14 protein-coding genes and 1 tRNA gene are annotated in these 18,790 nt (G+C 57.9%); 12 read left to right on the forward strand and 3 right to left on the reverse strand.

Annotated elements, in window-relative coordinates:
• The first annotated feature begins 65 nt into the window (after positions 1-65).
• The 6 genes from AC5P6X_RS07910 to AC5P6X_RS07935 all read left to right on the forward strand — a co-directional run bounded on the left by AC5P6X_RS07910 (position 66) and on the right by AC5P6X_RS07935 (position 7,770).
• Positions 66-2,936, forward strand: coding sequence for an autotransporter outer membrane beta-barrel domain-containing protein (locus tag AC5P6X_RS07910; protein WP_088436858.1), 2,871 nt, complete (start codon positions 66-68; stop codon positions 2,934-2,936).
• Positions 2,937-3,033: 97 nt separating this feature from the next.
• Entirely contained in the window at positions 3,034-4,038 is a 1,005-nt protein-coding gene (locus AC5P6X_RS07915; protein ID WP_495215393.1) for a 2-hydroxyacid dehydrogenase, read from the forward strand.
• A 50-nt stretch (positions 4,039-4,088) separates the two neighbouring features.
• Positions 4,089-4,164: transfer RNA gene (locus AC5P6X_RS07920), tRNA-Thr, on the forward strand.
• Between the two features lie 319 nt (positions 4,165-4,483).
• Positions 4,484-6,127: an RNA-directed DNA polymerase gene (locus AC5P6X_RS07925; protein WP_495215394.1), complete on the forward strand. Its 1,644-nt coding sequence runs from the start codon at positions 4,484-4,486 to the stop codon at positions 6,125-6,127.
• Entirely contained in the window at positions 6,114-6,854 is a 741-nt protein-coding gene (locus AC5P6X_RS07930) for a hypothetical protein (RefSeq protein ID WP_141097957.1), read from the forward strand. The genes AC5P6X_RS07925 and AC5P6X_RS07930 overlap by 14 nt, the downstream gene beginning before the upstream one ends.
• A 298-nt stretch (positions 6,855-7,152) precedes the next feature.
• Positions 7,153-7,770, forward strand: a complete 618-nt coding sequence (locus AC5P6X_RS07935; protein WP_176414814.1) for a hypothetical protein — start codon at positions 7,153-7,155, stop codon at positions 7,768-7,770.
• Between the two features lie 103 nt (positions 7,771-7,873).
• On the opposite strand, the gene AC5P6X_RS07940 is transcribed toward AC5P6X_RS07935, so the two are convergent.
• Positions 7,874-9,490, reverse strand: coding sequence for a TIGR04141 family sporadically distributed protein (locus AC5P6X_RS07940; protein WP_088436863.1), 1,617 nt, complete (start codon positions 9,488-9,490; stop codon positions 7,874-7,876).
• A 504-nt stretch (positions 9,491-9,994) separates the two neighbouring features.
• On the opposite strand from AC5P6X_RS07940, the gene AC5P6X_RS07945 reads away from it, so the two are divergent.
• Complete coding sequence (locus AC5P6X_RS07945; protein ID WP_088436132.1) at positions 9,995-11,197, forward strand: site-specific integrase; 1,203 nt, start codon at positions 9,995-9,997, stop codon at positions 11,195-11,197.
• A gap of 5 nt (positions 11,198-11,202) precedes the next feature.
• Here AC5P6X_RS07945 and AC5P6X_RS07950 read toward each other — a convergent pair whose 3' ends face one another.
• Entirely contained in the window at positions 11,203-11,544 is a 342-nt protein-coding gene (locus tag AC5P6X_RS07950; RefSeq protein ID WP_088436133.1) for a helix-turn-helix domain-containing protein, read from the reverse strand.
• Between the two features lie 149 nt (positions 11,545-11,693).
• Between AC5P6X_RS07950 and AC5P6X_RS07955 the strand changes: the two genes are divergently transcribed.
• Positions 11,694-12,227, forward strand: a complete 534-nt coding sequence (locus AC5P6X_RS07955) for a hypothetical protein (protein WP_495215396.1) — start codon at positions 11,694-11,696, stop codon at positions 12,225-12,227.
• A 747-nt stretch (positions 12,228-12,974) separates the two neighbouring features.
• On the opposite strand, the gene AC5P6X_RS07960 is transcribed toward AC5P6X_RS07955, so the two are convergent.
• On the reverse strand, positions 12,975-13,322 hold the full coding sequence (locus AC5P6X_RS07960; RefSeq protein ID WP_141097906.1) for a winged helix DNA-binding protein: 348 nt from the start codon (positions 13,320-13,322) through the stop codon (positions 12,975-12,977).
• Between the two features lie 226 nt (positions 13,323-13,548).
• On the opposite strand from AC5P6X_RS07960, the gene AC5P6X_RS07965 reads away from it, so the two are divergent.
• The 4 genes from AC5P6X_RS07965 (at position 13,549) to AC5P6X_RS07980 (ending at position 18,743) form a co-directional block, all read left to right on the forward strand.
• A complete protein-coding gene (locus AC5P6X_RS07965) occupies positions 13,549-14,013 on the forward strand; it encodes a hypothetical protein (protein WP_141097907.1) in 465 nt (154 codons plus the stop codon).
• A gap of 169 nt (positions 14,014-14,182) precedes the next feature.
• Positions 14,183-15,241, forward strand: a complete 1,059-nt coding sequence (locus AC5P6X_RS07970) for a hypothetical protein (protein WP_141097908.1) — start codon at positions 14,183-14,185, stop codon at positions 15,239-15,241.
• 1,388 nt (positions 15,242-16,629) lie between these two features.
• Positions 16,630-17,352: a hypothetical protein gene (locus tag AC5P6X_RS07975; protein ID WP_495215397.1), complete on the forward strand. Its 723-nt coding sequence runs from the start codon at positions 16,630-16,632 to the stop codon at positions 17,350-17,352.
• Between the two features lie 14 nt (positions 17,353-17,366).
• The gene (locus AC5P6X_RS07980) at positions 17,367-18,743 is read left to right on the forward strand and encodes a winged helix DNA-binding protein (RefSeq protein ID WP_495215398.1); all 1,377 of its coding nucleotides are present in this window, start codon (positions 17,367-17,369) and stop codon (positions 18,741-18,743) included.
• Positions 18,744-18,790: the final 47 nt, after the last annotated feature.

An 18,790-nucleotide genomic window follows, 5' to 3' on the forward strand; every position in this document is an offset into this window, starting at 1 on the left:
GGGAGATTCCGGCGCTTTGCCGTTTGATTCCTTACCCGCGTGTTGCGGGTGGAGAGAGAGAACGTATGAAGCATTCGAAGTTGAGCCTGGCCCTGGCCGGGCTGATCGCCGTTGGCGCCATCGCGGCGGCTGATGACGTCATGGCAATGAGTTATCACGTGCAGGGGGATCGCATCTTCCTGAGCGGCGGGGTGACCTACGCCGATGTGGTGTCGTTGCCCGCGTTGCTGGCCAAGGCACAGGCCGAGGGCCGGCCGATCCGCGAAGTGGTGCTGCGCACCTCCAATGGTGGCGCGCTGATCGCCGGCGAGTGGCTGCAGGGCGTGATCCGCACGTCCGGCCTGAACACCATCGTGTCCGGCCACTGCATTTCGTCCTGCTCGATCATGCAGTCCGGTGGCGTCGAACGCTATCTGGCCGGTGATCTGCCGATCGTCGATTCGGTACAGATCCACGCGGCCAGCAACAGCGGCAAAGTGATCTACACGCCGTCGCCGCGGATGACCCAGATCTACACCGGCAACTACGGCGGCGGCATCGATGCCGGGCTGCTGCACAAGGCCATGTATGAAGTCGTGCAGCCCAACGGCCTGCTGGTGTTCCGCGATCCGGCGCGCACCACGGGTGCCTCGGTGACTTTCGATCCTGATGGCAGCGGCAGCAAGCTGGAGTCGTTCCCGGGCCAGGACATCTACAGCAACAGGGTCATCACCGCCAAGGGCTACCGCGACCCGGGCGATACGTTGAATGTCACCGCCAACGTGAGCGGCGACATCAACCCGGGCTACCTGCGCACCGGTCGCCAGCTGCAGACCTTCGTCGATGATGATTTCGCGCGCTGGAACACCAACTGGCAGTCCAGCTACATCAACCTGGCGCAGAGCATCTACAACGCCTCCAGCAATGGTCCGCAGGGCATCGGCGCGAACTCGGTACAGGACTACCAGAACGATCCCACATACAAGGCCCTGCTGCTGTCGAAGCTGCGCCTGGGCGACCTGGATGTGTCCACGCTGGACAACTCCATGGGCGTGATCCGCGTGACCAACGGCGCGACATGGCGGACCTCCGCGACCACCGGTGCCGACTTCATGCTGGTCGACAACGGTACCATCGCACTGGAAGGCGGTGCCCTGCGCGCTTCGGAGGTGCGGGTAATGGGCGCAGGCATGCTGGTCGGCAATGGTGACGTGGCCGGCACCGCTATGGATCTCAGTGCGCTGGCCAGCGGTACCCGCCCGTCCTGGCGCGAGGACGGCTTCAACCGCCTGCGCGTGTACGGGACCCTGATGCCGCGCGGCGGCGATCTGGTCACCCATGGCTACGTCAACATCATGCCGGGCGGGAAGGTGCTGTTCGATGTGACCGAGAACGGCGGGGCGGGCAGTGGCCGCCTGCGCGTAGGCAGCTTCTTCGACAGCAAGCAGACCGACGGCGCGCTGGTGATCTCCAAAGGGGCCTTCCTCGAACTGAACGTGGCGCAGGGTTACTACAGCCAGGACTTCCGCCGTGACCTGGTGCACGGCCCGATCTACCAGGGCGGCTTCGAAGAGGTCGTGCGCCTGGGTGACACCGGCTACAGCGCCAGCATCACCGGCGGCGAAGTGTTCCGCCCGCGTCACAACTCGCTGCTGAGCTTCAACGTGAAGCAGGCCGCTGACGGCCTGTGGCTGACCGCCAACCCGGGTTTCGACCAGCTGGGCCTGTTCACCAACGGCACTTCCGGCGATGGCTTGGGCCGCGCGCTGGCGACCGCTTCCGATCGCAGGGATGGTGGCCTGAAGTCGCTGCTCGGCGCCCTGCAGTTCGCCGACCGTGATGTGATCGCACAGCAGGCCGGTGCCCTGCGCGGTGACGCGCACGCGACCCTGCGCCTGGCCGACAACGCATTGTTGGGCAGCATCGGCGACGTGGTGCAGCAACACCAGGCCGCGATGCGCAGTGGTGGTGATGCCGACGGCCTGGCCTCGCAGGCCGCGCAATCGGTGTCGGCGCAGCCGGGCATGCGCCACGGCAGCCTGTTCAATCAGCTGGCCATGCATCTGGTCGAGCCGGCGGCGGGCGGCGGTGAAGGCAGTGGCCCTGGTCGCAACCATGGCCTGTGGGCGCGCGGTTTTGCCAGCCACGGCCGCATCGATGCCGACGGTGGCGTGGCAGGCTTGAGCCATAACATCGGCGGCATCGTCGTCGGCGCCGATACCCGCGTTGCCGATGACCGCGTCACCCTGGGCGTCAGCGTGGCAGCGGCGGATATGTCGACCAAGGGCCGCGACGGCTCCGACTTCAGTGGTGACGTGCGCGCGCTGGACGTGGGCGGCTACCTGGACGCGACCTATTCGCGCGGCTATCTGTCGGCCGCGGTGCGCTACACAGACCTGCGTCACGACACCCGCCGCAGCGTCAGCGGTATCGATGGCCTGCAGCAGCCGCTGCGTGCCAAGTACAGCAACGATGCGATCTCCGCGCGGGTGGAGCACGCGTTCTCATTCACCACGGGCAAGGGCCTGGTGATCCAGCCGCTGTTGCCGGTGGTGGACTACGCGCGTACCTCGGCCACGCGCTTCAATGAAGGGCAGGGCGCGGGTGCACTGGTCGGTCGCAGCGGCAGCCTGGAGAGCATCCGCGTGGGCGCCGGCCTGCAGCTGTTCAGGACCTTCGAAGGCAACAACGGCGAGCGCATTACCCCGCGTGCCCGCGTGGTCTGGCAGAAGGAACTGGGCGACTCGCAGGCGCGCTACAGCACCGGCTTCGCCGCAGCACCCGATCTGGTGTTCGGGGCAAGCAGCCAGGCCGTGGGCGAGCAGGTGCTGGCCTGGAACCTTGGTGTGACCAGCCGCGCCAGCGAACGCCTGTCGATCATGGCCGACTACGTGGGCGAGCGTCGTGACGGGCAGATCCAGAACGGCGTGATGCTGGGGCTGGGTTACAAGTTCTGAGTGGCACAGGGCACCGGCGATGCTCGCATCGCCGGTGCCATCCCTACGGACGCGTGGCTGCGGTATGGTCGGCATGGCATTCCATCCAGGTTCTTCCATGCAGATCGCCGTCTTCAGCGCCCGACCCTACGACCGTCGCTTCCTGGACGAAGCCAACCTGCGTGAGGCGGCGGGGCAGGGTTGCACGTTCATCTACTTCGATGCCGCGCTGGATGCGCATACCGCAGCGCTGGCACAGGACTGCGCCGCGGTCTGCGTGTTCGTCAACGATCGGCTGGATGCGCAGGTGCTGCGCGCGCTGCACGCGTTGGGTGTGCGGGCCGTGCTGCTGCGCTGTGCGGGCTTCAACAATGTGGACCTTGCCGCTGCGAAAGCGCTGGACCTGTTCGTCGCGCGGGTGCCGGCGTATTCGCCCGAAGCCGTGGCCGAGCATGCATTGGCGCTGGTGATGACCCTCAACCGCCAGACCCATCGAGCCTACAACCGCGTGCGCGAAGGCAACTTCATGCTCGACGGCCTGCTCGGGCGCACCCTGCATGGCCGCACGGTCGGCATCGTCGGTACCGGCAAGATCGGCCTGGCCACCGCGCGCATCTTCAAGGGTATGGGCTGCACGGTGCTGGGGCACGACCCGTACCCGTCGCCGGCCTTCGCGGGCATCGGCGAGATGGTGGCGCTGGATGAACTGCTGGCGCGCGCTGACATCGTCTCGCTGCACTGCCCGCTGACGCCCGATACCCAGCACCTGATCAATGACGCCTCGCTGGCGCGGATGAAGCCGGGCGCGATGCTCGTCAACACCTCGCGCGGCGGATTGGTGGATGCCCATGCAGTGATCCGCGGGCTGAAGTCGCGCCGGCTCGGCCACCTGGCCATCGACGTGTACGAGCAGGAAAGCGCGCTGTTCTTCCAGGACCTGTCCGGCGAGATCATCGACGACGAGGCCTTCCAGCGCCTGATGACCTTCCCCAACGTGCTGGTGACCGGCCACCAGGGCTTCTTCACCGTGGAGGCGCTGCAGGAGATCTCGGCGATCACGCTGGGGAACCTGCAGGATTTCGCGGCTGGGCGGGTGTGTGCCAACCGGGTAGAGGCGGACTGAGCCGGGTGGATTGACCGCCGGGGCGCCCAGCCCGTAAAATCGCGGGCTCCGCCGGAATAGCTCAGTTGGTAGAGCGGCGCATTCGTAATGCGTAGGTCGCAGGTTCGACTCCTGTTTCCGGCACCAGTTGTAGAAAAGCCCCGGCCTTGGTCGGGGCTTTTTGTTTGTGCGGATCGCGGAAGTGCTTGATAAGGAAGGTGTTCCTTCCTCTGCAAAGTCAACGTTGCTCAAGCAGTCGACAGTTGCGGACAATTCGCACCCAGTGCGGAACCACTGCGCAAAGTCGCAGTGTTGGCTTCAATGTCGCTTACCACAGTGCGCAAGCTTGGCGTTTTCTCCGAGCGCCAATCGAATCGATGTGGTAAGAAGGCATTAGATGGATCAAGGTGGCCCGTGCTTGGCGATGTTTTGATAGCAGGCCTGACGTTTGTCGACGCTTCGCCACGTGACGTGGAGTGAGAAGGTAATGGAATACAGAGACTTCTTGAGAGCCGCGCGAGAGGTAGGGGCGCATGGAGATAACGACACGCTGCCATTCGATGGCGATTCCAGGTTCGTGAAGGCATGTGCCGAGTCTCTAGCGTATGTAGCAATCAGGCTATATAACAAGTTCTCGGAACGGCGGCCAGAGGATGTTAAGAATGCCTTGAAGGGCTATGAGCCATTCTCTGAGCGACTGCTGGTGCCGACCGGTTCCGCCGGGTTCAGGGTGGTTACAAAGATCCATCCATTCTGGAACCTTTACATGAATGGACTCGCGATAGGTTTGGCACGCGCTACCGTGTCGCATCGGTCTATCCGTGCGCACTCCTACCGTTTTGTGGATGACGACGACTCCATTGATATCTTCGACAGGGCTCATTCCTGGCGAGCTTTCAGGGTTGCCGCCGTTGACGCTGCGGCGAAGGCGGGCGATGGCGCCGTGGTGGTTCAGACTGACATATCCAGTTTCTACGAGCGAATCTCACATCATCACGTTGAGAACATGCTCGCCAGCATTGTAGGGGAGCAATCTGCTGTTCAAGTAAACGCGCTTCTGTCTCGCTTCTCAGCAGGGCGATCATTTGCACTTCCAGTTGGTGGCCAATTCTCAAGGATAGTGGCCGAATCCTTCATGCTACCAATTGACCAGGCGCTCGACCGGAGAGGTTTGAACTGGTTTAGGTACGTAGATGATTACGTGCTGGTTGCCCCGGACTACCACGTTGCTCATGAACACCTTGCGTATCTATCCAAGCAGCTTGCTGACTTCGGGCTTTCGTTAAACAGGACCAAGACTACAATCCTGCGGGCGTCAGCGTTCGTCGACTACGTCCAAGCGCAGCTTGGCTCAGATGAGGGCGAGGTCGGTGCTCTAAAGGAAATTGATCTCCACTTTGATCCGTACTCGGATTCACCCGTTGAGGACTACGAGAGCCTTCGGGCGACAGTTGAATCATTAGATGTGCAGAGGCTGCTGAGCTTGGAGTTGGAGAAGTCAGTTCCAGACAGCTTCCTTGTGGCACAGGTGGGGCGAACGTTGGAGTTCCACGCCCCCGAAGTCGCACTAGACTTGGCGAAGACGCTTTTGAGCGAGGCGAGCTTGAGGTCTTTCCGCGGATCCTGGTCCACTATCATGCGTGGAGTTGCTCATCTTCGATCCCTCGATGGCTACAAGGAGATCCATTCCAAGATTGACCTGTGCCTTGACGACGTCTTAGTCCACTCTCGCTACTTGCTGACGAACGAGGGGAGCCAGCTTCACTTCCTGCGCGCCTTGCGCTTCTCAACGTCGCCTGCACGTGCCGCGTTCGTTTGGGGTCTTTATGAAGACGCCGCAAGTCAGACCGTTAAGCGCGGTTGCCTTGACTGTGCCGCAGGTTGGGCAACTCATGGCGACCTGAATACGATTGCTAACCGGTGGGCTGGAATGCATCCTGAGGTCAGGCGTGCTGCTTGGCTGTTCTCCAAGTCCTTCAGTAGAGAGGGGACGGACTTCCGTAGACAACGACGCGAATCGCTCATCAAGGGGGGAGAGCTTGGGTTCGAAGAGAATGAGTCCGAGACTTTCCCCGTGATCTTTGCGAGGTGGGCGCATGATCAGACCTAATATAATTGACCCGCGAAGCGTTGCGCGAGATGTGCCTGGCCTCTTTGAGATTGTTTTTCCAGGTCTTACTCCGGGTCTCGTCGCCCACCTCAACGCGACCAGCCGCGCTTTGGAAGGGGAGGCTGTCAATGATGAAGAAGTTCGCCGGTGCAAGCTCGGTCCCGCCCTGCTGTTTGAGGTTTCATGCGTACGGGTGGATCGTCTTTTTGAGCAGGACATCGATTCTGACAGCCCTCAATCCTGCTTGGCTGAAGCTTGGCGTAGGCAAAGCCGGTTCTACGATGCTAGATATGTCGACTTCATCGACGACCACGACTGGTCTGTTGCTTGCAAGGTTGGCAAGTCTCTCCATGACGCTCTGGCTGGGGAATGTAGATCACGTGGACAGCCGCTCGTTGTCCGGCCGCTAGTTATGGGGTGTCAGTGGGTTGCTGGTTCCTGTGGGGATTACGCAATTGGCGACTGTATTGTCGAGGTTAAATGCATCGTTGGAAACTTCAGTGGGGCCGACTACCGTCAGGTCTTAATGTATTGGATGCTGTCGCTGATCGCTGATGTTGAAGGGCGCGGAGAAGTCTGGAAGCAGGCGCTTCTTATAAACCCGCGCCGGAAGCTGGTGGTTGATCTAGATCTTCAAAATTTCTTGACGGTTGTAGGTCGCGGCGCTACTCACATTGAGATGATGCAGCGGTTCTTGTCCGTCGTAGGGGAACGCATGCCTAGGTGAGGCAAGTCTGATCAGTCTGGCGATGCATTTCCTACGGTTCGTGTCGATTGGGTCGATCGAGGCAAGTCGAAAATCGGCTTTTTGGCTTAGATTTTTCTGTGCGACAGAGACGCTAGGTCACCCGTTAGTGGTCGGCGGGTGATCGCGGCGCTCCGATGACGTTCCCAGGCATCTTCGAGCCCCTTCCCGGAGGCCGAGTGGGTATGTGTTGTATGCTCTGCGGGCGCGTTCTGCAGCTCGCACCTGCCGTGTCCGGTAGCCGCTTGGCTCCCACAGCTACTGAATCATGGAAACGTTGATGACAATTGAGTACGCGATAGTAGCCGTAGTGTTCTTCCTGCTTGGGAAATTCTCCGAGAAGTTTCTTTCATCCTACGCGACCGAGAAGGGGAAGAACCTGGCCACTAAAGAGGATGTTGGTGATATTACTCGTGAGGTTGAGTCGATACGTGCAGACCTTTCTGGAAAGCTGGCGACACATGGGTTCCGCTATCAGCAGGAGTTCGAGGTGTTAGCTGAGCTGTCACACCAACTATTTGACGTAGCCTCCGCCTGCGCCCAGCTGCGGCCGGTTTTGGACTACGTCGACCCCGCGAAGACAAAGGACGAGATTGCTCAGGAGCGCCTCACACGATTGCACGAAGCAAGGTACGCGCTGCACCTGACGAGGGAGCGAAAGAGGCCGTTCTATCCCGAAGAAATCTATGAACACTTGCGCGCAATAGACAATGTCGCGCATACCGAGAGCGTTCAGTATCGGTACTTCTTGCAGAGTAATACTGGCCTGGGGAAAGACGCCACCTTCATGGGGGCTTGGGCTCAGCAGGAAGCTAACGCGGAAGAGATACGCAAGCTGGTTGACGCTGCAGGCGCATCAATCCGTCTTCGGGTCACGTCTTTCGATAAGATCATTTAGTCGTGAGTTGCTGATGGCATCTCGGTAAGGTGGGAGTGCCAGTTATGCGGCACTCAGTCGGCCACAGTGAAGTTGGACAGGCAGATCTCTTAGGTTAAGTGCGTCATGGGACTACACGCTGGATCGTTGGAGCACCGGCAATTGACACCCGGAAGCCGCGTTGGCTGAGGCTCTCAAACGTCTTCGTAAGATTTACCTTGCTGAAGAACGGCAAGTTCTGCTTAAGTGTTGCGCTGTCTGCACCAAGAACAAGAAAGACGATCTCGTAGTCTGCTGATTTGACTGAGTTTAGAGAGACCAGATCGCCCGCCGCCGGATTCACGCCTCGCAGTACTGTCCTTGCCTTCTTTCGAAAATCTTTGTCGCTAAGCATGATCTCTGCAGCCACTCCTCCTTGCGCGAAAAGGTGGCTGAGTCCCGCTGAACCGCCCTTCCGGTGTTTAACGTGAATAAGGTGTTTGGTGGGAGATAAAAGGTCGCAGAGCTCGATGGCAGTTGTGGTCCGGTCTGTCTTGACAAGTTTCTTGTCCAGCAAATAGTAGCCGTTTGCCGCGGCGGCCCGTACGTTGTAATCCCCCTCTGCTTCAATTCTATGTTTCTGGTCGTCTTCCCAAATCTCCACTGCCGGGAATGGAAGGTGGCAAAGGGGAACATGGGCTAAGACTTCTGTTATACGGCCGATAAAAGTTGCGTCGACTTCGTACCACTTTCCGTCAAAAATAATCTTTGTCTTATCGCCTTCCGTGATCTCAAAGTAGACACAGCGATAGACTGAGTGATCGGTGATGTTCCCGTCAACGTCGTGAACAAAGAGTCGATCCCGTTTGATTCCATCAATCTTCAGTTGTGCAAGATCATCAACGTTGTCGAGATAGTCTGCCGGATCGATGGTGGCTCGCAGGCCTTTCTTGTTCCGTGTAAAGCTAAAGCCCAATATTGTGTCCCACGCTCCTATCTCAGGAAGTGTGATCATCAGCTGCTCATTACGCGCGCGCATGGCGAGGATAAGGATCTCGTCAAGTTTGGCGATCGCCGCGTCGTCTTTGACCCTCCGCACGTTGTCGACCCAAGAAAACGATGCTTTGTACGTCTCGCTGTCATAGTAACCTTTGATGCGGCTACTCAATGCGGGAAGCTGGAAAGCTTCCAATTCGATGCCAAATGAGAATCCGGCATCTCCTCCAGCAATCTGTACGAGGTCGATCCCCTTCTTCGGTACCCCTGTCACGGCACGGAGAACGTCTCTCAGGATATCTATTCCAAAAACGCTCACCTCAGAGTCCCTGGCTGCCTGAGACTTTTTCTGGACAGGCTGGTCTTCCAGTGTATGGAGGTCGACACTGCGCAACGATTTTTCATCGAGCGTGTTCAACGCTGTGCGAAGGCCAAAATCTTGTACGAACAATGACTGCTCAATCAGGTAACGCCCGTACCCAAAAGTGAACGCAAAAACATCATGACCCACTCGCAGAAGCAGAGCCGCCGAGCTTGATCGGTTTGCCAGCCCTGGAACCTCTTTGCCGCTGACCTCGTCCAGAAAGGGACCCCATATGGGTCTCTTCTCCTTACTCTTCTTAACGAAGAGGGTTCCGTCAATGCCTAGGGCCTCCGCCATTGGGTACTCATCTACAGGAGTCGTAGTGAGTAGCGAAGAAAGTGGCTTGCCATCTGCAAGTGGCTTTGCCATGAAGAGGTTAAGTCGGCGATATCCCTTTGCCATATTTCGGAACCCTTGTGCGATCTCGGGGGGGGGGGGGGGGGGGCGTCTGTCTGAACCAACGGCCATCCTCACAGGCTGGATCTACTTGCTCCAATGACCAAGTACCCATTCCCATTGATGGGTCGAGTAGTCCCACCGCCAGTGGGCACGGACCCATTTGGTTTTTCCGAATGGTCTGAATGTCTGGATGTTCTGTGGCCGATCCGGTGGCTTGGGAGGCTTCGGGGGATGGATCTTTCGTATCGTCATGAATCGACTCTCCTATTGCGGAACGGGAGTAGATCGGACAGGGCTGAAATTCAGGCGAGTAGCTCTCCGGCAGCAAATTGGAGCCGGCCAGAGTTATTGGCCTTATGGCAGAAACTGTGACGACGGTCAAGTATTCGACTCGTTTGATCCCTGCTTGGGTATCTCGGAAATTGTGACGCTGCGGACAATCCTCATCCAAACACCGCCTCGCATCCTGTCCTAAGTTGGCTCTATCGACACTTATGGACCCTCCGGATGTCATCCGCCCTCACCAAACGCATTGTTCTCACAGCTGAGCCCCGAGATCGCCCCTACGAGCTCAGGGACGCTCAGATTCGTGGTCTGATCCTTCGCGTGCAGCCCTCTGGGCATAAAGCTTGGATCGTGACCTGGGCCCACGGTAAGCGCCGTACATTGGGTTCGGTCGAGCACCTGACACTTGACCAAGCCCGGGATCAAGCCCGGCAGGCTGTAGCTGAATACGTTCAGTCTGGTCTGCCTGCCTTGGCGAAGTCCAGGGCAACCAGTTGCACGCTCGAAACGCTGCTTAACGATCACTTCGAACCCTGGGCGGTTGCTGAGCTCAAGGTTGGTCGTCAGTACCCAGACCGCATTCGATCAGTGTTCCCTTGGCTGTTGCGCCGTCAGATCATTGAGATTGACGTGCCCACAATGGAGCGGTGGTGGCGCGGGCGTGTCACTGGCCCCGATGCCGTCACCAAGGCTACCGCAGCGCGCGACTTTGCTTGCCTGCGGTCTGCCTTGTCCCGGGCCGTTGAGTGGAAGCTGATCGAGACCAATCCTTTGATGGGCATGCGTCAACGATCAGCGGCTAGCCGCAAGGTGGTTCGGTTCCTGTCCCCGGACGAAGAAGCGATGCTCCGGGCCACGCTCGCAGCGCGCGATCTAGCCGGGGTTGAGGGGAGGGCGAACGCGAATGCGACCCGACGCAAGTACCGGCAAGCGGTTCTGCCTGATTTGCCGATGGACGGGTACGTCGATCACCTGACCCCAGTGGTGCTTACAGCCATGAACACCGGCATGCGGAGGGGCGAGTTGCTGTCGATGACCTGGGCAGACATCAACTGGGAAGCGAAGATGCTCACCATTCAGGCGGAAAATGCCAAGTCCGGTAGGCAACGCCACATCCCGCTAAACGTCGAAGCCATGGAGGTCCTGCAGCGTTGGGCCGGTCAAGCGGGCGAGCGCCGTGCGGGCAAAGTCTTCGACGTGACCGACATCAAGAAAGGGTGGGGCAAGCTTATTGCTGACGCCCGCATCGAACACTTCCGGTTCCATGACCTACGCCATCACTTCGCATCGCGCTTGGTTCGGGCAGGGGTGGACCTGAACACCGTGCGGGAGCTCTTGGGTCATGCAGACATCACCATGACTCTTCGCTATGCCCACCTCGCCCCGGACACTTTGGCAGCGGCAGTTGCCAAGCTCGCGGCGTGATGCGATCAGTCAGACTGCCGCCCGGCTAAACGTTCAAGCTCTTCCCGCATCCTCTGGCGCTCTTTCGGTGTGAGCTTTACGAAGGCCAAGATCGCGGCAGCCAGGTCATCGTCCTCAGCGAAGAGGTACGCGACAGGTACATCAAGAGCGCTGGCAAGTTCTGCGGCCTTAGTCATATCCGCTTGGTTTCGCTCGCGCTCGTACCTGTTGATCAGCACGGCACCTCGGTTCTTGTCCTGATCCTTATCCACCAGAGCGCCCAGCGCGCGCTGGGACAGCCCGCGCAGCGCTCGCGCTTCGGACAGCCGTTTGGAAAACGTAGAAGTGATGACTGGGGGCGAAGGCACGCGGAGGTAACGGTGTGTGAACCTGCAGGAGCATGGGCCATATACCTATTCAGTAGAAGTCATTACCATTGCGGTATATAGCGTTGCACGCGGTTTGACCGGCCGCAAGGGGTGGCCGGGCCCGTCAGCGTTCAGTCGGGGACGTTAGGATGAAGAACCGGATTACGCTTGCTGCCGTCGTGTCATTGGTGCTGACGGCTGTTGCCCCAGGCCAGGTGGTGGCTCAGGAGCAGCGGTCATATGACCGCTTCAAGGATCGAACCTCCTACGATGCCAAAGTGGAGCTGTCTGAGCTGTCCAAGACCAGCAGGGGCGTATCTCTGAGCCTACAGAGCGTGGTAGACGGAGACCGCGCTGTAACGAAGTCGGATTCTTTCACCGTCTCTGCCATCGTGACCTTCAACACGTCCTATGACGTTCGTTGTGCCGGTACAGGCTTTGACATGCTCGTGGACGGAAAGGCTGTTTCGCTTCCTGGCGATATGCCCGCTTTCAATCGATACGAGTACGCCATCCTGTCCTTCGGCAAGAAGATGACTTTGGCTGAGGCCTCAGCTTTCGCGGCTGCTCAGAAGGTCGCAGTTCGTGTCTGTGACACAGAGTACGTGCTCGACGAAGCGCAGCGGAGCACGATAGCCGGTTTGGTCGACGATGCTCAGATCGTCCGTCCAGCGACACAGTGATCCGCTCAAATCACTAGCTAAGGAGTGAAAGATGCAAGAAGGAACTATGACCGATAATCCATATCAGTGTCCGGCGTGTGGCGCTGCGCTGCCCACCGGCAGCGGCAGGACTAGCTGCCCCAAGTGTCATGGGAAGCTATCGTCCGAGAGCGTGAAGATGCAAATCGATAAGCTAGCCGGAGCTGCTGAAAGAGAGGGGTCGGCAACTGCATGTGTCATCTTGGGCCTAGCTGGGCTTGGGATCGGGCTGTACTTCCTGATCAACCCATCAGCAAGCGGCTACACCAACATCGCGAACATGCACGCGCTCGCTGTGGGGCAAGCTCTGACCGTCGCTGGGGCTGTCTTGCTTGGGTTCGGCATTCGCCCTCGATAACTTGCTCGCTAGCTTGATCGGGCCCGTTGGCAGAGATGTCAGCGGGCCTTTCGTATGTGTCAAGGTCTGCGATCTGGGGCCATCTTCTGTTTGGGGTGCTATCCGTAGGCAGAAGCGCACTGGCACGCCCTGCCGCGTGATGTGGCGAGCTCCGTCGACTCTGCATGCAGGGCTGTAACTGCTTAGTCCGACGCGCGCTGTGAAGCGATTGGTTGGCATTGCTGGGGCTGCTATCGAGCAGAGGGTCAGGATCATCCGCATCCAAGTCGCGAAGTCCTAGGTGAGTCGGGGAAGTCGCGCTACCTCGCTGCCGAATTGGGGTTGACGCCTGGGGCACTCCATACAGCCGGAGCGTGCATCTTGCCTGGCTGCTACGCCAAACCGTCATTAGATTCCAGTGCCGAGCGAATGACTGCCATGGACGATGAGAAGTCTTTCAGCTGCCTGTCCTTCAGATCTCCCAGGTAGCTGACATTGATCTTCTCCCAGGCATCATTGGCGCGGCGTAGAAGCTTCTTGCCATCGTCAGAGAGTCTTGCGTACTTCTGTCGGGTGGAGTCAAAAAAGATAGGTTCGTCTTGCCACTCTTCGATCAGATCGGCGGCATCCAAGCGCCTATAGATGCCTGTCATCGAGGTCGGTGACATACCTAGGCTCTTCGCCACATTAGCTCTGATTGCGTGTGATCCCCGCTTGTAGAGGCGATCAATTTCGCTCATTGCCAAATACATGTTGGTGTCCAAACCGATTTCATCCAGCTGCTCATCGAGCCTTTTCCGAACTAGCCTTGCTAGTGTCAATAGCTGCTCAATCTCTGGGTACTTCCTGGATGCAGGCTTCATACATGAGTGAAAAATGGCGGGATGTCCGTATCGTACATCCCGCCATATTACGGTTGCTAGCCTACTCATACAGCGATTGGCTGTGCTTACGGGAGGCAATGAGATGAATGATCTGAATCGTGCAATTTCGATGTTTGGCGCGCGTGGTTCGCTCGATCATGTGGAACACGAGACTGCGCTTGAGATTGTGGGGGAGGCCGCAATGGCAAGGGAGAATGCATGTGCGCAGCGCCGCGCCTTTGAGTGCAAGGACCTGACCCCGTTCCAGGCGACGTCCAATTTCGCAGAACTGTTCGCTGCCCGCATCGGTGATCGCTCGCTGCGGCATGACATGCGCGTATGCGATGCCTCCATGTTCCGCATGCTTTGGGCGGCACGTCAGGCCGCTGACATGCTTGGTATCCCTTATGGGGTCTACATTGACGTTGCGGTGAGCTATCTCCAGGAAACGAAGGGTAAGAAGCGGATCACTCCGAAGATGCTCATCGCACCGGACGTGCAGTTGCATGTGATGGATCGCTGGGACGCAGAGATGTCCGTTAATTGCATCGGCGAGCGGCAGAACTGATTGTATTTAAGCCATAGTGCTGGATGCGGAGGGACCCTCCGCGTCCAGCTACTTAATCAAATGGCGGCGCAGCTAGCGCAGTATTCTCACTCCTCGCGAAGGAGGGGGCAACGGATACGAGAGGACAGTAATGAGTATGGAGGGATATCGTCGCGCCAAGAAATTGGCCGTGGCCAAGAAGTTTGGAGCTGATGCGGTGGCGGCGGAGCAAATGGTGCAGGCACGGGAGTGGATTGCACCGAGCGACTTCGATGAAGAGCCCGAGTTGGCTGGCTCAGCACATCTTTCATATCGCTACATGAACCCCTACGAGCGGACGCAGAACTTCTATGAAGCGTATCGCAAGCACTACGTGGCGCGCTTCGTGCGACGCGAGGGGCGTGAGCCGCACGGCTTTGTTGACCGTATCCACGGTCTGGAAGCAGGTGACTTCACTAGCATCTGGCGGGCGCGCCAGCGCGCGGATGCGATGGGGGTCCCCTATGAGCGGTATGTCATTGAGCTGATGCTACATGCTGACGCTAACGGGACGCGACAGCTGCCCCGACCGAATCAGCTTTGTAGTGACTCCAAACTGCCCATGCTGCTCGAGCGTCTGGAGGAGAAGCGGGCCGAAGGGTTCTTCGATCCCTTTGCGGGGCACTTCGATCCGCGCTTCTATGCCGTCAACTTCGTCGACGACCAGCAGCAGCTGGATGCATTGGCATGGATCGAGGAGCAGATTGCTAAGGCCGGACGTGCTCGCAAACCGGTGTTGCTTCGCCGCTTCATGTGCATTGAGCAGGTTATCTCGGAAGCAGAGGCTACGCGCCGGTTTGGGCAGGGGCTCGTCGATGAGGCTAAGGCCCACCGAGGGGGGTACACTTCGCGCACTCCGGTGGTGCTTGATGCCCCCGGGCCCTCCGATCCAGCCTGTTTTGGTATGCGCACCGAAGGGCATGCAATCTGCAGCCAATGTCCGGTAGCCCAGCGTTGCACTGAATTTCGTGCCGAAGTCGAGGAAAGGGTCCAGGAGCGATTCGGGGTGCTGAACGTTCCGAAGGAGCGTAAGCGCGTTGCGGCCCGAGACCGCAAGCGTCGACAGCGCGAGCGAGAGCGCAGTGGGGCTGCCATGACGGATCAGGAGCTTCACCGGGTGCTGAAGGAGGCAGGGGATCCCAAGGTGATCCAGAGGCGCGAGAAGGACAAGCAGCTCCGGGATAGGAAGAAACCCAAGAGCCAGGAGTAGGCAAGGGGCCCGGCACTGGGCGAGATGTCACGCTTCCCTATATCTATTAGCTCTTACTTATAAGCTTTAACATATATAGGGAAGCGTGACATCGAGACCTCCCAGCCCGGAGATCCTAGCGCTCAAGAGGTCGGCTTCCGGCAGGCGCTGCCGTCCCGACGCCCCCCGGGAGGGTGCATCTCCTGACGAGTTCTCCCTCGGCTGGATCCCTCGTAGCCGATCCTCTGGTCTTCGCGTCCGTCAGGACCCTGTCTCGGGAGCTCTGCATGCCCTTGCGGCCTCTGCTATGTATGAAACCCTGCTTCCGATCCGCGTCATACCGAGCCTGTGTGACGTGATCATTAGCCGGAGATCTGGGTGATGCAGTTGAGGTTCAAGCATTGATAGTGCAAGTCTGTCTCTGCCGATCGGGCGCCAGTGGGGGCAGGGCTGACCGTCACTTTCGCGAGCGCAAGGAATGCTGTCGTCTGCCCCATGCTAAGCGCTACTAAAGCGCATGCTGCCTGAGTTCAGCACGCACGACGCGGGCGGCGGTGTATGAGCCGGTGCCTGCGGTCGCAAGACATTGTGGCCTTGTATGAAGCGTACGGTGGTGCTAGGCCTTGTAAGGGCGGTAAAGAATGTGTGCCCTTCAAGTCTCATCCTCTGCGACCGATATGCTCAAGGATGCATAAAACAATCACCGGGACGGCTACATGGATCGTTGGACGTGGATGATGGTAAGGATGTATGCGCCCGCACTTGGGGCTTTGGCACTGGGGTTGCTGCTGATGCTGCCGTTGGGAGCGCTCCGGGGGAGTCCGGTGCTTGCAGGAGTGTCTGCGATGGCGCGATGGCTCCCGGCGTTGGCTATCGCGGTATCGGTCACCCTTGCACTTGTCGCTACTCTAAGGCTTTGGCGCTGGGATCAAGGGCGCAGCGCTTTGGTTTGCGAATGCGGTGGCTTGCTGGGACAGGAGCGTCCTGGGCGTTTTGGCGCATATCGAAAGTGTCTCGCCTGCAACCGCAACGTCAATGAGAGGTACTACACGTAGGTTCGGTTCCGGGGCGCGTACACCCGAAGCCGCTGTCCGCCTTGAAAGCAGGCGTGAGCCCTACCTGGCTTTCCCTGGGGCTTCACGGGCCCGAATCGGCTCAAAGTGACGGCTCCCCGGCTTACAAGGCACTTATCGGCACCCTGGCTGCCAATTGAGGCTCGCTAAGTCGTTGTTCCAAAAGGACGTCTGGCCATCTGTGGTGCCATGAGTAACTGCATCAGTACTGCGTGGGTTGGGGGAGTCCGGCTGGGGGCAAGAGGGGTGCCAATCTATGAACTTCCTGTGTAGAGTGCGTTCAGAAGCGTGGGTACCCATTTCTCATTTCGAAGCTTTTTCACTAAGGAGTAAGGCGTGTTTGATCAGGAAGTCTCAGATGGGTTCCGTAAGATTTGCCAGTCACTAAAGCTTTACCGCCGAGCTGAGCTGGTGGATGAAGCCTCTGGAGACTCGCTGATCGATGATCTATACGTAGATCCTCTGCGTGGCAATAAAATCATCACCACTCTGCTAGAGCCGCACACTACCTTCCTGATCGGTAGAAAGGGAACGGGCAAGTCCACAATCTTCCAGAAGATGCAGCGCGAGATCCTGCGTAGGGGTTACTCCACGTCGGCGTACATCGATATAAAGACAATCTACGAGTCATCTCAGGTTGATCCCGTTGTCAGTGGTCGCGTCTACGCAACAGACTCAGGCCTTCCGAGGGAGGCACTGGAAAAAATATTGCTTCAAAAGGCGTTTCTCGAGTCCTTGGTCAACGAAATAAGGGCGCAGCTCAAGAAGCGAATATCTCATGCCTCTCTTTGGTCTAAAGTTAAGGAGGCTTTCGGTGGCGGCATCTCCGAGCTGGATGTTGCGCTCGAGGAGTTGGTCCAATCACTGAATGTTCCCACCTATGAGAATGCGGTAGGAATTCTTACGAGGGCGACTAGAGAAAAGCGAGAAATATCTGCCGATCGCAGCGTCAAAGGTTCTGCCGGCCTGGGGGCAGAGGGTATCGGGCTGACCTTTGAGGGGGGGGCGCGACACTGGGTAATAAGTCTGTCGACGAGTTCGATTATTCGGACGTTCTAATTCGAACGCTACGGATGAATGATTTCATCGTAAAGCTTCGCGAGCTGCTTGATCGCGTGAAGGTGCGGCAACTCTACATTCTGATCGACGATTTTAGCGAACTTCCGCAGGATGGTATGCGCTTCGTGGTGGATGGAATGCTCGCGCCCTTGAATAATTGGTCCGATGAACTAGTTAAGCTGAAGATTGCGGCTTATCCCGGCCGCATTTATTATGGTCAGATCGACAAGGCGAAGGTTGATGAGGTCTACCTTGACCTATACAAGTTGCACGCGCCGGCTGACGTCGCGACCATGGAATATTCAGCAATTGATTTTACAAAACGTCTAGTTGGTGAGCGATTCAATAAGTTTCTTCCGGGGAGGGAGTCGGAAGTTTTCGCTGTCGATGACGAACATCTTTGGCGTGAGCTTTTCTACGCCAGTCTTGGGAATCCGAGAATTCTTGGTTACGTCTTGCATTTTGCCTCGGAGATGGCGTCCGTTCGTGGAAGTAAGATTAATCTCAAAATCATCAAGGATGCTTCTAGAAAATATTATGAGGATAAGATTGAGCCATATTTTTCGCTTGGTCGTTTTCTTCATGACACCTTCGCTGAAAGGCTTTCTATTTTTAGTCTGAAAGAGCTCTTGGAGGACGTTGTTCGGCGCGCCCGCGAGCTGAGGGAACATACGTCTGAAGTCTTCACTCGGATAAAAGGAACTCCGCCGACAAGTCATTTTCATGTTCCGGTGGCAATGGAGTCGGTGCTGCAGACGCTGGAATTGAATTTCTTCGTAACAAAGTACTTCGAAATGTCGGACCGATCGGGAAAGAAGGTTTCGGTCTATTCGCTAAATTACGGCCTGTGCGAGCGCTACAGTATTCGGTTTGGGCGACCATCGGGTGAGCGAGAATTTAGACTTTACTTTGTTGAAAGAGTTTTTGATTATTCGGGGATCGTGCTCTCATTTCTGAATAGGAATCAAGATATTTCTTGCGACACGTGTTCTACCAAGTTCTCATTTGATCAGTTATCCGCAATTAAGATGTATGGAATGGTTTGCCCTCAGTGCCGTAGCGGTACCGTCGTCGTGGCGAATCTCTCTCGGAAGTACGCAGACCAGGTTCGGCAGGTTTCCGAGAATCTTTTGCTGGAGCAGGTTGATCTAAATATTCTCGCAGCGCTTGACGCTGAGGGATCGCCGATGAAGCCTAAGGATGTTGCGGAGGAGCTAGACTGTTCCCACCAGCTGGTTGGACGGCGTGCGAAGCACCTCGAGGAACGAGAATTGCTGCTGCGAGACAAGGATGGGTATCAGCGGCTCTATCGCATAACTCCGACGGCCCAGAGTGCTTACTTTTCGAGCGAAGACGTTGCACTGGATATTCAATCGAGCGAGGTTGAGTAGTTGCGGGGCTGCGAACTTCTTGCGGAATGGCTAGTGGTTCTGAGCGA

The organism is Stenotrophomonas sp. YJH_SMC_40, assembly GCF_059368615.1.